The organism is Cellulosimicrobium sp. NPDC057127 (assembly GCF_042670945.1).
In the GTDB taxonomy this organism is placed as follows: Bacteria; Actinomycetota; Actinomycetes; order Actinomycetales; family Cellulomonadaceae; genus Cellulosimicrobium.
Window position 1 is genome coordinate 184,642 of the sequence record NZ_JBHUUP010000007.1, and the last position, 14,114, is coordinate 198,755.

At 72.4% G+C, this 14,114-nt stretch carries 14 protein-coding genes; 10 read left to right on the forward strand and 4 right to left on the reverse strand.

Annotated features, from left to right (window positions below):
* The first annotated feature begins 429 nt into the window (after nt 1-429).
* The 4 genes from nrdH to nrdF all read left to right on the forward strand — a co-directional run bounded on the left by nrdH (nt 430) and on the right by nrdF (nt 4,616).
* On the forward strand, nt 430-675 hold the full coding sequence (gene nrdH / locus ACFTZA_RS09395) for a glutaredoxin-like protein NrdH (RefSeq protein WP_378193230.1): 246 nt from the start codon (nt 430-432) through the stop codon (nt 673-675).
* Nucleotides 676-787: 112 nt separating this feature from the next.
* Nucleotides 788-1,219, forward strand: a complete 432-nt coding sequence (nrdI, locus tag ACFTZA_RS09400; RefSeq protein ID WP_378193233.1) for a class Ib ribonucleoside-diphosphate reductase assembly flavoprotein NrdI — start codon at nt 788-790, stop codon at nt 1,217-1,219.
* A gap of 38 nt (nt 1,220-1,257) precedes the next feature.
* Complete coding sequence (gene nrdE, locus ACFTZA_RS09405) at nt 1,258-3,393, forward strand: class 1b ribonucleoside-diphosphate reductase subunit alpha (RefSeq protein ID WP_378193291.1); 2,136 nt, start codon at nt 1,258-1,260, stop codon at nt 3,391-3,393.
* Between the two features lie 242 nt (nt 3,394-3,635).
* Nucleotides 3,636-4,616 carry a class 1b ribonucleoside-diphosphate reductase subunit beta gene (gene nrdF / locus ACFTZA_RS09410; protein WP_378193236.1) on the forward strand — a complete coding sequence of 327 codons (981 nt, stop codon included), beginning with the start codon at nt 3,636-3,638 and terminating at the stop codon, nt 4,614-4,616.
* Between the two features lie 78 nt (nt 4,617-4,694).
* On the opposite strand, the gene ACFTZA_RS09415 is transcribed toward nrdF, so the two are convergent.
* Together ACFTZA_RS09415 and ACFTZA_RS09420 are read right to left on the reverse strand one after the other, a co-directional pair.
* Nucleotides 4,695-5,264, reverse strand: a complete 570-nt coding sequence (locus tag ACFTZA_RS09415; RefSeq protein WP_378193239.1) for a phosphoribosyltransferase — start codon at nt 5,262-5,264, stop codon at nt 4,695-4,697.
* A gap of 148 nt (nt 5,265-5,412) precedes the next feature.
* A complete protein-coding gene (locus tag ACFTZA_RS09420; protein WP_378193241.1) occupies nt 5,413-6,384 on the reverse strand; it encodes an FKBP-type peptidyl-prolyl cis-trans isomerase in 972 nt (323 codons plus the stop codon).
* A gap of 186 nt (nt 6,385-6,570) precedes the next feature.
* Here ACFTZA_RS09420 and ACFTZA_RS09425 point away from each other — a divergent pair, with 186 nt between their 5' ends.
* The 3 genes from ACFTZA_RS09425 (at nt 6,571) to ACFTZA_RS09435 (ending at nt 8,681) form a co-directional block, all read left to right on the forward strand.
* Entirely contained in the window at nt 6,571-6,876 is a 306-nt protein-coding gene (locus tag ACFTZA_RS09425; protein ID WP_378193244.1) for a hypothetical protein, read from the forward strand.
* Between the two features lie 33 nt (nt 6,877-6,909).
* Complete coding sequence (locus tag ACFTZA_RS09430) at nt 6,910-7,791, forward strand: alpha/beta hydrolase (protein WP_378193247.1); 882 nt, start codon at nt 6,910-6,912, stop codon at nt 7,789-7,791.
* Nucleotides 7,792-7,895: 104 nt separating this feature from the next.
* On the forward strand, nt 7,896-8,681 hold the full coding sequence (locus tag ACFTZA_RS09435) for an alpha/beta fold hydrolase (RefSeq protein WP_378193250.1): 786 nt from the start codon (nt 7,896-7,898) through the stop codon (nt 8,679-8,681).
* 3 nt (nt 8,682-8,684) lie between these two features.
* On the opposite strand, the gene ACFTZA_RS09440 is transcribed toward ACFTZA_RS09435, so the two are convergent.
* Both ACFTZA_RS09440 and ACFTZA_RS09445 read right to left on the reverse strand, forming a co-directional pair.
* Nucleotides 8,685-9,125, reverse strand: a complete 441-nt coding sequence (locus ACFTZA_RS09440; protein ID WP_378193253.1) for a hypothetical protein — start codon at nt 9,123-9,125, stop codon at nt 8,685-8,687.
* Between the two features lie 42 nt (nt 9,126-9,167).
* On the reverse strand, nt 9,168-10,628 hold the full coding sequence (locus ACFTZA_RS09445; RefSeq protein WP_378193256.1) for a hypothetical protein: 1,461 nt from the start codon (nt 10,626-10,628) through the stop codon (nt 9,168-9,170).
* A gap of 289 nt (nt 10,629-10,917) precedes the next feature.
* Here ACFTZA_RS09445 and ACFTZA_RS09450 point away from each other — a divergent pair, with 289 nt between their 5' ends.
* The 3 genes from ACFTZA_RS09450 to ACFTZA_RS09460 are packed head-to-tail and all read left to right on the forward strand — an operon-like array spanning nt 10,918 to nt 14,073.
* Complete coding sequence (locus tag ACFTZA_RS09450) at nt 10,918-12,078, forward strand: hypothetical protein (protein WP_378193259.1); 1,161 nt, start codon at nt 10,918-10,920, stop codon at nt 12,076-12,078.
* Nucleotides 12,075-13,103, forward strand: a complete 1,029-nt coding sequence (locus tag ACFTZA_RS09455) for a hypothetical protein (protein WP_378193262.1) — start codon at nt 12,075-12,077, stop codon at nt 13,101-13,103. The genes ACFTZA_RS09450 and ACFTZA_RS09455 overlap by 4 nt, the downstream gene beginning before the upstream one ends.
* A gap of 19 nt (nt 13,104-13,122) precedes the next feature.
* The gene (locus tag ACFTZA_RS09460; protein WP_378193265.1) at nt 13,123-14,073 is read left to right on the forward strand and encodes a co-chaperone YbbN; all 951 of its coding nucleotides are present in this window, start codon (nt 13,123-13,125) and stop codon (nt 14,071-14,073) included.
* Nucleotides 14,074-14,114: the final 41 nt, after the last annotated feature.

Consider the following 14,114-nt stretch of genomic DNA (forward strand, 5'->3'; position numbering starts at 1 on the left):
GCTTCGTCCGTTTTGCCCGGTGATCTCGCCGCTCGCCCGGCGGCGCGCGGGCACCTGCGGCGCCCTGCACAGGGTGTGGACCGACGCCTTCCCCAGGCTGTGGACCGGCGCTCGCGGGGCGCGCCACCGTGCCGAAACGAGGTCGGAGGACCGGTGGACGAGGGGGTGCGAAGCAGGCTGTCAGAGGTGCCTGGGAGCATAGGGACCACCGGCTACCACAGCTCGACGGGTGAAGTTGCCGGCGGGGCGCGACACGACATCTAGTGGGCTCGCAGGAGTCCGACCCCTAGGTATAGTGGTTGCACACCTGGGGGACGAAGAGCCTCCAGAGGCTTACACATACGTAGTTCCGCCGGTGTCCTTCGAGGTCAGAGAGCGTTCTCGCTCCGTGAGGACCAGGCCCACCGCGAGAGACGAGGAGTCCCCACCATGAGCGTCACGGTCTACAGCAAGCCTGCTTGCGTTCAGTGCGACGCGACGTACCGCGCTCTCGACAAGAAGGGCGTCGAGTACACGGTGGTGGACATCACCCAGGACGCCGAGGCGCTCGAGCTGGTGCGCGGTCTCGGCTACCTGCAGGCCCCCGTCGTGGTGGCTGGCGAGGACCACTGGTCGGGCTTCCGCCCCGACCAGATCAGCGCCCTCGCGCAGAAGGTCTCCCCGGTCGTCGCCTGACGCGACCGGACCCGGGCCGGCTGGCGACGGCCGGCCCGACACCGGGACGGGGAACCGTCCCGGCAGCAGCGCGCAGCAGGCGGTACGCAGAGCAGGACGGAGGTGCGCCCCGGTGGGGTCGCTCGTCTACTTCTCCAGCGTCAGCGAGAACACGCACCGCTTCGTCGAGCGGCTCGGGCTGCCGGCCCTGGGCATCGATGTGCAGCGCATCCCGCTGCGACCCACCGACGGGTTCTTGCGGGTGGACGAGCCGTACGTGCTCATGGTGCCGACCTACGGGGGCGGCAACGAGGGCGGCGCGGTCCCGCGCCAGGTCGTGAAGTTCCTCAACGACGTGCACAACCGGTCGTTGATCCGCGGCGTCATCGCCGCGGGCAACACCAACTTCGGCGCGGCCTACTGCATCGCCGGCGACATCATCTCCGCGAAGTGCCAGGTGCCCTACCTGTACGCCTTCGAACTCCTGGGAACAGCCGAGGACGCCGCGCGCGTCCGCGACGGATTGGGACGATTTTGGCAACGACAGTCACAGATTCCGGCGTGATCGCGGACGGCGCGGCCGCTGCCGGCTCCGACCCCTCGGTGCAGCAGGTGGCGCTGTCGAGCTCGCAGCTCGACTTCCACGCGCTCAACGCGATGCTCAACCTCTACGGCCCGAACGGCGAGATCCAGTTCGACAAGGACCGCGAGGCCGCGCGGCAGTACTTCCTGCAGCACGTCAACCAGAACACGGTCTTCTTCCACGACCTCGCGGAGAAGCTCGACTACCTCGTCGAGAACAAGTACTACGACCCGGCCGTGCTCGGGAAGTACGACCGCGAGTTCGTGAAGTCGCTCTTCGAGTTCGCGTACTCGAAGAAGTTCCGCTTCGAGACGTTCCTCGGCGCGTTCAAGTACTACACCTCGTACACACTCAAGACGTTCGACGGGAAGCGGTACCTCGAGCGCTTCGAGGACCGCGTGTGCATGGTCGCGCTCGGCCTCGCGGACGGGAACGAGCAGCAGGCCCTCGACATCGTCGAAGAGGTCATCAGCGGCCGCTTCCAGCCTGCGACCCCCACGTTCCTCAACGTCGGCAAGGCGCAGCGCGGCGAGCCCGTGTCCTGCTTCCTGCTGCGCATCGAGGACAACATGGAGTCCATCGCGCGCGGCATCAACTCCGCCCTGCAGCTGTCCAAGCGCGGCGGCGGCGTCGCCCTGCTCCTGAGCAACATCCGCGAGCACGGCGCCCCGATCAAGCACATCGAGAACCAGTCGTCGGGCGTCATCCCCGTGATGAAGCTCCTCGAGGACTCCTTCTCGTACGCGAACCAGCTCGGCGCGCGCCAGGGCGCGGGCGCCGTCTACCTGCACGCGCACCACCCGGACATCCTGCGGTTCCTCGACACCAAGCGCGAGAACGCCGACGAGAAGATCCGCATCAAGACCCTGTCGCTCGGCGTCGTGATCCCGGACATCACGTTCGAGCTCGCGAAGAAGAACGAGGACATGTACCTCTTCTCGCCGTACGACGTCGAGCGCGTCTACGGCCAGCCGTTCGCGGACATCTCGATCAGCGAGAAGTACGCCGAGATGGTCGACGACTCGCGCATCCGCAAGACCAAGATCAAGGCGCGCGACTTCTTCCAGACGATCGCCGAGCTGCAGTTCGAGTCCGGCTACCCGTACATCATGTTCGAGGACACGGTGAACCGCGCGAACCCGGTCAAGGGGCGCATCACCCACTCGAACCTGTGCTCGGAGATCCTCCAGGTCTCGACGCCGTCGACGTTCAACGAGGACCTCTCGTACGAGCACGTCGGGCGCGACATCTCCTGCAACCTCGGCTCCCTGAACATCGCCAAGACGATGGACTCGCCCGACTTCGCCAAGTCGATCGACACCGCGATCCGCGCGCTCACCGCCGTCTCCGACCAGACGAGCATCGAGTCCGTGCCGTCCATCCGCCGCGCCAACGACATGGGTCACGCCATCGGCCTCGGCCAGATGAACCTCCACGGCTACCTCGCGCGCGAGCGGATCCACTACGGGTCCACCGAGGGCGTGGACTTCACGAACATCTACTTCTACACCGTCGCCTACCACGCGATCGCGGCGTCCAACCGCCTCGCGATCGAGCGCGGTCGTGCCTTCGGCGGCTTCGAGGACTCGAAGTACGCGAGCGGCGAGTACTTCGACAAGTACACCGACCAGGTGTGGGAGCCCGAGACCGAGCGCGTGCGCCAGCTCTTCGCCGACGCCGGCGTGCACATCCCGACGCAGGACGACTGGAAGGCGCTCAAGGCCTCCGTCATGGAGCACGGGATCTACAACCAGAACCTCCAGGCCGTCCCGCCGACCGGCTCGATCTCGTACATCAACAACTCGACGTCGTCCATCCACCCGGTGCCGTCGAAGATCGAGATCCGCAAGGAAGGCAAGATCGGCCGCGTCTACTACCCGGCGCCGTACCTGACGAACGACAACCTCGAGTACTACGAGGACGCGTACGAGATCGGGTACGAGAAGATCATCGACACCTACGCCGCCGCGACGCAGCACGTCGACCAGGGCCTGAGCCTCACGCTGTTCTTCAAGGACACGGTCACGACGCGCGACGTCAACCGCGCGCAGATCTACGCGTGGCGCAAGGGCATCAAGACGCTGTACTACATCCGCCTCCGCCAGCTCGCGCTCGAGGGGACCGAGGTGGAGGGCTGCGTCAGCTGCATGCTGTAGTCGCCTGAGGCAACCATTCTGGTTGCCGTCGCGACCTCTGGGGAGGCGCGCGCGGGTCTACCACCCGCACCGCTCGTTCCTCGCGGTGCTCCCGCCAGGCCCGCCACGACCCGCGCGCGCCTCCCCGCCGGTCGCTCGTCGTCGGCTCGCCCCGGCCGTCGTGCAGCAGTGCCCGACGGCGTAGGGTGCCACCCATGTCATCGTCCCGGTCGGTCCGGGGTCAGCAGGAGAGAAGAAGGCAGATGTCGCCCACCGGGAAGCTCAAGCTCATCGATCGCGTGAGCGCGATCAACTGGAACCGTCTCGAGGACGACAAGGACCTCGAGGTCTGGGACCGGCTCGTCGGCAACTTCTGGCTGCCCGAGAAGGTGCCGGTGTCGAACGACATCCAGTCGTGGCACACGCTCACCGAGTCCGAGCAGCAGCTCACGATGCGCGTGTTCACCGGCCTCACGCTGCTCGACACGATCCAGGGCACCGTGGGCGCCGTCTCGCTCATCCCGGACGCGCTGACGCCGCACGAGGAGGCGGTGTACACCAACATCGCGTTCATGGAGTCGGTGCACGCCAAGAGCTACTCGTCGATCTTCTCGACGCTGTGCTCCACGCGTGAGATCGACGACGCGTTCCGCTGGTCGGAGGAGAACCCGAACCTCCAGCGCAAGGCCGAGATCGTCATGGACTACTACAAGGGCGACGAGCCGCTCAAGCGCAAGGTCGCGAGCACGCTGCTCGAGTCGTTCCTGTTCTACTCCGGCTTCTACCTGCCGATGTACTGGTCGAGCCGCGCCAAGCTCACGAACACGGCCGACCTCATCCGCCTCATCATCCGCGACGAGGCCGTGCACGGGTACTACATCGGCTACAAGTTCCAGAAGGGCCTCGAGAAGCTCGCGCCCGCGCAGCGCGACGAGCTCAAGGGCTACACGTTCGAGCTGCTCTTCGAGCTGTACGAGAACGAGGTGCAGTACACCGAGGACCTCTACGACGGCGTCGGCCTCACCGAGGACGTCAAGAAGTTCCTGCGGTACAACGCCAACAAGGCGCTCATGAACCTCGGCTACGAGGCGCTGTTCCCCAAGGACGAGACCGACGTCAACCCGGCGATCCTGTCCGCGCTGTCCCCGAACGCCGACGAGAACCACGACTTCTTCTCCGGCTCCGGCTCCTCCTACGTCATCGGCAAGGCCGTGAACACCGAGGACGAGGACTGGGACTTCTGACGTCCTGCACGCACTGCACGACGACGGCCGCCGCCCCGCGAGGGACGGCGGCCGTCGTCGCGTGCGCGAGGCCCTGCGTCAGTCGGAGGCGTCAGAGGCGCCGGACCGCGCACCGGGGACCGGAGGGTCCGCCGACCACGGGAACGTGATCCACAGGTCGGTGTCGCGCCACGAGTAGTCGGGCTGGATGATCGTGCGCGGCTTCGTGTACAGCACGGCCGAGCGGGCCTCCGCGCCGTGCTCGCCCAGCATCTCCATCACCAGGGCGAGCGTGCGGCCCGAGTCGGCGACGTCGTCCACCACGAGGACGTGCGCACCCGGCAGGTCGGACGTGTCCATGAGCGGCGGCAGCACCTTCGGGTCGGCCAACGTCTGGCCGATGTCGGTGTAGAACTCGACGTTGAGCGTGCCCACGCCCTTCGTGCCGAGCGCGTACGCGACGGCGCCACCGGGTAGCAGGCCGCCGCGCGCGACCGCGACGACGACGTCCGGCCGGAACCCGCTCTCCACGACCTGCTCGGCGAGAGCACGGGCCGCCACCCCGAACGCCTCCCACGTGAGCACCTCGCGCTCGGGCGGCGTCGCCGCCGGGGACGAGTCGTCGGGCGCGGTGGACGTGCTCGCGGTGTGCGTCGGCGGCTCGGTCATGCGACGAGACTACGTCGCGGCCCGTGCGACGGCCGTCGCGCGCTACCGCATCCGGCGCCCCCGGTGAACGAGCGAGGGCCGCCCCCCGGTGGGGGAGCGGCCCTCGTGCACTCGAGGCGCGCGGTGCGCGCCCGTCGTCAGCGGTTCGTCACTGGGCGTCGAGGATGTCCACGACGAAGACGAGCGGCGAGTCCGGCGGGATCGAGCCGTCGGGCGTGCCCTGCGCGCCGTAGCCCAGCTCGGACGGGATGACGAGGAGCACCTGGCTGCCCACCGTCTGCCCGGCGAGACCCTGGGTCCAGCCCGGGATGACCTGCTGCAGCGAGAAGCTGGTGGGCGCACCCCGCTCCCAGGAGGAGTCGAAGACCGTGCCGTCGAGCAGCATGCCCGTGTAGTGCGCGGTGACGGTCTGGTCCTCGGTCACGACCGGGCCGTCGCCCTTGATGAGCGTCTGGGTGACGAGCTCGGTCGGCGCCTCGTAGCCCTCGGGGATCTCGATCGTGGGCTTGCCGGAGTCGTCGAGGGTGACCGTCGGGAGGCCCTCGGCCGGCGTGACGGGCTCGCCCTCGGCGCGCGACGGGAGGGTCTTCGCGTCGGTGATCTCCGCGACCGTCAGGTAGGTGACGGGCTCGCCCGTCGCCTGGTCGGTGGCCGGGTTGGCGAACAGGAAGCGCGTGCCGACGTTCTTGCCCTCGAGCGCCTCGGTGAGCTGCGCGGGCAGGCTCTCGTCACCCATCGTGATGGTGTCGGGAGTTCCCTCCTCCCAGCTCGAGAACCCCTTCGTGCCGTCAGCACCGGAGTAGGTGGCCGACTGCATCGTGAGCTGCTGGCCGTCCTCGAGCGGGGCGCCGTCCCCGTCCGCCAGGGAGAGCGCGGTGACCGCGGACACCTCGAACGGTGTCTCGAACTCGAGCGTCGGCTCGGCGCCCGGGTCGCCCGTGACCGTGACGGCCTCGAGGGCGGCGACGTCCTCGGGGGAGGGCGTCGCGGCGTCGCTCGCGGACGGGCTGGGCGACGACGTCTCGTCCTCCGACCCGCCGTCGCCCGAGGCGCAGCCGGCGAGCAGGAGGGAGGCGCCGAGGGTGAGCGCGGCGACGCCGCGCAGGGTGCGGTGCTTCACGAGGAGGGTCCTTCGGTCGGGGGGACGACGCGCGCGCCGTCGAGGTCTGTGCCGCCGGCCGGGCCGTCGCGGACGACGGTCCCGCCACGGTGCGGCACCAGCCCGGCCACTCTAGCCGCCCGGTCTGGACGTCGGCTGGGAGCGGTCAGGTTCGGCACTCCGGGCCCGGCTTGTCATGATGGACCGGTGCCGTCCCGCCGACCCTCCCGCAAGCGCCCCTGGGGCGCCGAGCCCCCTCCGCTCGACCTCGACCGCGCCCTCGGCGGCGCGCGACGTGAGTCCGGGTCCGACGGCGAGTGGACGGTCCGCACGGTGCGCGGCGGGTCCAAGGCGTACCAGTGCCCGGGCTGCCGCCAGGAGATCCCGCCGGGGACCGGGCACGTCGTCGCGTGGCAGGAGGACTCCTTCTTCGGTGCGGAGACGGCGCTCGAGCACCGCCGGCACTGGCACACGTCCTGCTGGCAGGCGCGCGAGCGCCGTCGTCCCCGCTGACCGGCGACGGCCGAGGAACTAGGCTCGACGACGATGAGCACCGCACCCGACGCCGCGTCGTCCGACACCGCTTCGACCGAGCCCGTGCCCGCCCCTGCCGAGGGCAGCACCCCGATCCGGTCCCTCACGGTCCTGCCCGCGCGCCGCCAGGACGTCGAGCTGCACACCGCCGACGGGCTGACGCTCGTCGGCGAGCTCGCGCTCCCCGAGCACCGCGACCCCGTCGCGACGCTCGTGACGTTCCACCCGCTGCCGACCCACGGCGGCTACATGGACTCGCACGTGTACCGCAAGGCGGCCTGGCGCCTGCCGGCGCTCGCGGACATCGCGGTGCTGCGGTTCAACACGCGCGGCACGACGTCGCCGCGCGGCACGAGCGAGGGCACGTTCGACGGCGGCGAGGCCGAGCGCTTCGACGTCGCGGCCGCCATCGAGTTCGCGGAGTTCCACGACCTGCCGCGGCGGTGGCTCGTCGGCTGGTCCTTCGGCACCGAGCTGGCGCTCAAGCACGGCACGGACCCCTCCGTCGAGGGGGCGATCCTGCTCTCGCCGCCGCTCCACCGGGCCACCGACGCCGACCTCGACCGCTGGGACGCGTTCGGCAAGCCGCTCGTCGCGCTCGTCCCCGAGCTCGACGACTACCTGCGCCCGGACGAGGCACGCCGCCGGTTCGCGCGCGTGCGCCAGGCCGAGGTGATCGGCGTCGAGGGCGCGAAGCACCTGTGGGTGGGGGAGTCGTCGGTGCGCCGCGTGCTCGACGAGATCGTGCGCCACGTGCGGCCCGACCTGCCGCTGCCGCTGCCCACGACCTGGGAGGGCAGCGGCGAGGAGTCCGCGCGCGACGCCGACCAGGACACCGAGGACAGTGACCAGGCGAGCTACGACGCGAGCCGCGCCGACGGCGTCGCCGACTGACGCGCGGCGCGACGCCCGCCCGCGACGTCGCGCGACGCGCCCGCGCATGACAGCGTGGGAGGCAGGAACGTACCGACGCCGAGCAGACCACGCGAGGAGACGACGTGACGACGCCTGAGCTCGAGACCTACACGCTGCGGGAGGGGCCCGGTACCCCGCTCGTCCTGCTGCACGCCTTCCCGGTCGACCACCGGATGTGGACCGACGTCGTGGCGGCGCTGCCCGAGGAGCAGGGCGTCGTGGCGCTCGACCTGCCCGGGATGGGGCAGAGCCCCGAGGGCCCGCAGCCGCCGACGATCGAGGCCGCCGCCGACGCGACCGCCGCCGCGCTCGCGCGGGCCGGGATCACCCGTGCCGTCGTCGCCGGGCTGTCGATGGGCGGCTACGTCGCGCTCGCGCTCGCCGAGCGGGAGCCCGACCTCGTCGCAGCCCTGGCGCTGGTCGACACGAAGTCGACCGCGGACACCGACGACGCGCGCGCGAACCGGCTCCGCGTCGCCGACGCCGCGGAGTCCTCGCAGACCGTCGACGCCGTCCTCGGGATGCCCGCCGTGCTCCTGGGCGAGACCAGCCGTGCGGTGCGGCCCGAGCTCACCGCGCGCCTCGAGACGTGGATCCGCGACCAGAGGCCCGCAGGGATCGCCTGGTCGCAGCGCGCGATGGCGGCGCGCCCGGACCGCACCCACGTGCTGGAGGCGTTCGCCGGGCCGGTGACCGTCGTCGTCGGCGAGGAGGATGCCGTGACGCCCGCCGCCGAGGCCGAGCGGATGGCGAGCGCCGCCGCGCAGTCGCGGCTCGTGCGCGCCCAGGCCGCCGGCCACCTGAGCGCGGTGGAGGAGCCCGCCGCCGTCGCGGACGCGCTGGCCGACCTCGTGGCCCGCGCGCGCTGACCGTCAGGACCGGTCGAGGACGCGCGCCAGCGCCTCCGCGAGGTCGACCGACTCGCCGTCGCGCCCGCCCTTGCCGAGCACGAGCGGCGGGTCGGAGGGGACGAGCCGCGCGCCCCGCAGCCGAGCCGAGATGCTCGCCGGCACGCCGAGCACGTAGAACTCGCCGTCCGTCCCGACGGCGACGCTACGGTTGCGGCGCAGGTACCAGCCCTCGACCGAGGTGCGGTACGTCGCGCCACCCGTGAAGGCCCGCGCGCGCAGCGGCTCGGGGGCGATCCCCCGGGCGCGCGCCGTCGCCACGAAGTCGGCGAGCAGGTCGCGCGCCGTCGCGCTCTCGGCCGCGCGGCGCCGGTCGAGCTCGCGCTGCTGGTGCTCGGCCGCCTCGGTCCGCTGCCGACGCCACGCGTCGGCGTCGGCAGCAGGACGAGGGTCCGCGCCGCTCATCGGCCGGCCGTCCGCAGGTCGCCCGGTCGTGTCACGGAGGCGTCAGGCCGAGGCCTGCGAGCCGCTGGCGGGACGCGCGGACGTCGAGCCGGAGCCCGGGTCCGCGGTCTCGTCGGAGCCGGCGTCGGAGGCGTCCTCCTGCGGCGCCTCGACGGTCCCGACCTTCGTCACCGACTCCTCGGGCACCACGGGGAACTCGGCCGTGAGGAGCTGGGCCGCGCGAGCCTGCTGCGCGGGCGTGGCCGACGGGACCGGCGCGGGCCGGGCCGCCGACGCCTTCGGCGCCTCCTGGTCGCCGAGGAGCCCGCGCAGCTCGTCGAGGTAGGTGTTGATCGAGTCGTGCTGGCGCGTGAGGTCCTCGAGCTGGCGCTGCGCGACGGCGCGCTGCTGCTCGGCCTCCGCCTTCGCGTCCCCGACCGTCTGCTCCGCGAACTCGCGCGCCTCGGCGACGATGCGGTCGGCGTTGCGACGTGCGGTCCCCATGAGGTCCTTGACGTACGCGTCGGACTCGGCGCGCACCTTCTCCGCCTGCTCGAGCGCGAGCGCGACGCGCTTCTCGGCCTCCGCCGCGTGCTCCTCGGCGGTCGCGACGAGCTTCTCCGTCTCGGCCTTCGCGGTCGCGTGGCGCTCGGCGTTCTCGCGCTCGGCCTCCTCGCGACGGCGCACCACCTCGAGCTCGGCGTCGGCGAGCGCGGTGCGCGCCTGGTCGCGCAGCTCCTCCATCTCGGACGTGACGGCGTTCGCGGCCTCGGACGCCTTGCGCTGCGCCTCGTCGACCTGGCGCTGGGCCTCGCGGCGCGCGTTCTCGAGCAGCTCTGCCGCCTCGCGCTCTGCCGTCTCGCGCTGCGCGGCGGTCTCCGCCGCGACGCGGGCCCGCAGGGCGGCGGCCTCGCGCTCCGTCGTGACGCGCAGCTCCGTCGTCTCGCGCTCGGCGGACGCGCGCAGCGTGCCCAGCTCCCGCTCGAGCGACGCGCGGCGCTCGCTCTCCTCGGTGGCGATCGCGCTCTGGATGCGCGCGGCCTCGCGCTCCGCGGACCCCACGAGCTCCTCGGCGCGTCGCTGCGCGCCCACGAGCGTGCTCTCGGCCTCCGAGGCGCTCGTCGTGCGGATCTCCTCCGACTCCAGGCGGGCGCTGTTGAGGAGCTCGGCCACCTCGTTCTCGGCGCGCGAACGGACCTGGCCCGCCGACAGCTTCGCGCGCGCCATGATGTCGGCGGCCTGGCTGTTCGCCTGCGACAGGATGTCCGCCGACTGCTCCTCCGCGGAGCGCATCAGCTGCTCGATCCGGGACCCGAGGCCCGCGTACGAGGGGCGGTCGGCCTCGCGCAGCTGGCGCTGGGCGTCCCCGAGGTCCGTCGTGAGCTGCATGACACGGGCGTCGGACGACTCGAGCCGTGTGCGCGCGTCCTCGAGCGCCTTCTCCAGCTTGGCGAGCTGAGCCTCGACCTGGACACGGTCGTAGCCGCGCATGGTGATGGGGAAGAGCGTGCGCTCGTCGGACACGTCGATGACCTCCGGTGTGGTTCGTCCTGAGCAACCACCGCCGGGCGACCTAGCTCCCCCAGCGTTGGTCGGAGGGCGACGGTCCTCGCCGTGGCCCCTTGTGATCCATCCAGGATACGGCCCGGCTCCTGCCCTGAATACCCGGATTGATTCACCCGGCGCGTCGCGGTGGGGCCGGCTCGGGGCCGCGCGGTGAACACTTCGTGATGATCCCCGCCGATCGGCCCCTGCTCGATCCTCGGGCGGATTCGCACCTATCCTGGAACGTCGATCGACGAAGGGAAGCTCGGTGCTGCAACGAATCATCGCCGCGGTCCTGGTCGTGGCGGGGATCGTCGCCGTCGGCCTCGGTGTCGCGTCCGCCACGGTGTGGCGGGACAGCGACACGGTCACCGCGACCACCGCGTACACGGGCGAGGGCACGATGCTCGTCACCGAGCCAGGCGTGCTCGACCTCGTGGACGAGGACGTCACCATCCGCGCGACCGCCCCCGGCGAGCAGGAGGTGACGCTCGTGGTCGGCCGCGAGGTCGACGTCACGGGCTGGGTGGGGCAGGAGCCGCACGGCGTCGTCACGGGACTGGCCGACTGGGACCGTCTCGCCACCCGGCAGGCCGAGTCGCCCGCGGAGGAGACCGAGGCGCCGGAAGACGGCGCTCCGGCCGAGGAGACGCCCGCCGAGGAGACGCCCGCGGACGAGGCGCCCGCGGACGAGTCGGAGACCCCGGCCGAGGAGACGCCCGTCGTCGGGGTCGACCCGGCGGGCTCCGACATGTGGGTCGCCGAGGCGTCCGGCGCCGGGTCCGTCTCGCTGCGCTGGTCCGACCAGCCGGGGCGCTGGCAGCTGCTGGCCGCCGGCGTCGGGGAGGAGGCCGTGGCGCCGACCCTCGAGCTGTCGTGGCCGCGCGAGGTCGAGACGCCGTACCTGTGGCCCGGCGTGATCGGCGGCGTCGTGCTCGTCCTGCTCGGACTGGGCATCGGCGCGGCCGGCCTGCGCACGGGCCGCCGCACGACCTCGGGCCGGCGCGGGACGACCGGCACGACGCCCGTCGTGGCGCCCGCCGCGGCCGACGCCGACGAGACCCCGTCGTCCGGCCCGTCGGCGCGTCCAGGAGAGCCGCCGACGGACACCTCCGAGGTCCGCGCGCTCACGCGCCGACAGCTGCGCGAGCGGGAGGAGGCGGAGCGGCTCGCCCAGCAGGCCCAGTCCCGGCCGCAGAAGCCGCGGCGCGCCTGGCTGACGGGCCAGATCCCGGTCGTGCCGCGGGACCGGCGCCCGAAGACGGCGGCCCAGCCCGTCGTCGACCCGGCGACCGAGCACCCGCCCGAGCAGGACGGAGCCACCACCCGCGCGGACGCCTGGCGTCGCGCCTGGGGCTTCAACGCCGGCGCGTCGGAGCCGAGCGCGCCCCGCGACGAGACGGACGAGACGAAGGACACCACCCGATGAGCACGACCCAGCGCACGGCCCTGCGCCCCCACCGGGCCCGCCTCGGGGCGGTCGCGTCCGCCGCGGCCGTCGTCCTGCTCGCCGGCTGCGCGGCCCCGCTGCCGACGCCCGAGCCGGACGAGAGCCCCGCCACACCGCCGCCCGTCCTCGACGAGGGCCAGGAGGCCGAGGTGCTCGCCGCCGTGGGCGCCGCGCTCGAGGAGGCCGGGGCCGCGAACGACCCGGCGCTCCTGGAGGACCGGCTGACGGGGCCCGCCCTGGCGATCCGGACGAGCCAGCTCCAGGTCGCGAAGACGCGTGGCGACGCCGAGCTCGTGACCGAGCTGCCGACCGAGGTGCAGCAGGTGGTCATCCCGACGACGCAGACGTGGCCGCGCACCTCCTACGCGGTCAGCGTCCAGCCCGAGAGCCTCCAGTCGCCGCGCCTGACGGTCTACGAGCAGGCCGGTCCGCGCGAGCAGTACGAGCTGTGGGGGTGGGTGCGGCTCTTCCCGAGCACGACGCTCCCGAGCTTCGCGGCCCCGACGCTCGGCAGCGAGGCCGTCGCCCCCGACGACGACTCGCTCCTCGTCACGCCCGCGGACGCCCTCGCGCAGTACGCCGACGTCCTCAACGTGGGAGCCTCGTCGAGCTTCGCGGGGTCGTTCCCGGACGACCCGTTCCGCACGCTGCTCGCCGAGCGGGCGAAGCTGTGGAACGACGCCCTCGCGCCCGCCGCGGGCACGTACTCGCTCACGTTCACGCCGAACCCGGACGAGCCGGTCCGCGCCGTGCGGACCGCCGACGGCGGCGCGCTCGTCGTGGGGGCGATGACCTCCGCCGAGACGATGAGCGCGGAGGAGGGCGCCGTCGTCCCGCCGTCGACCGAGACGGAGAAGGCGCTGTTCGGCTCGACGCAGGCGACGAACGTGCTCAAGGTCGGGTACGTCGACGTCGTGGCGATGTACGTCCCGCCGGCGGGTTCGGAGGAGCAGGTCCGCGTGCTCGGCACCGAGCACATCGCGACGTCGATCGCCACGTCCTGACGCTCCGTAGGATGCACCCATGAGCGAACCCACCCAGCCGACGTTCGACGTCCGTGGCGCGGTCGACCTCTCCGCGCTCAACCGGCCGCAGGCCCCTCCGCCGGGCGAGGACGGCGGTGCTCCGGCGGCGGGCGGGTACGTCGTCGACGTCACCGACGAGTCGTTCCCGCAGCTCGTCCAGGACTCGGCGCAGTACCCCGTCGTCGTGCTCCTGTGGATCCCCACCGACCAGGCGAACGCCCAGCTCGGCACCGAGCTCGGGGACCTCGCCGACGAGTACGCGGGTCGCTTCCTCCTGGCTCGCGTCGACGCCCAGGCCTATCCGCAGGTCGCCGCGGCGTTCCAGGTGCAGGGCGTGCCGACGGTCGTCGCCGTGCTGCAGGGCCAGCCGGTGCCGCTGTTCCAGGGCGCGGCACCGTCCGAGCAGGTGCGCGCCGTCCTCGACCAGGTGCTCCAGGCGGCCGAGGCGAACGGCGTCACGGGCCGCGCGCCCGCGCAGACGGGCGACGGCAGCGTCCCCGCCGCCGCCGAGCCCGCTCCCGAGCCGGAGCCCGAGCTGCCGCCGCTGCACCAGGAGGCGTACGACGCCATCGAGCGCGACGACCTCGAGTCCGCGGCCGCGGCCTACACGACGGCGATCAAGCAGGACCCGAAGGACGCGCTGGCCGTCGCGGGCCTCGCGCAGGTGAAGCTGCTGCAGCGCACCCGTGACGCGGATCTCGCGACCGCGCGCGCCGCGGCGGCGGACGCCCCGGCCGACGTGGACGCGCAGCTCGCGGTGGCCGACCTCGACCTGCTCGGCGGCAAGGTCGACGACGCCCTCGGGCGGCTGCTCGACCTCCTGCCGAGCGCCGACGCGGACGGCAAGGAGAAGCTCCGCGTGCGCCTCCTCGACTACTTCGAGGTCGTCGGCCCGACCGACCCCCGCGTCGGCAAGGCCCGCCAGCGCCTCGCGATCAGCCTGTACTGACCCCCGCGCACTGCGCGCACGACGACGACCCGGCCACCGCG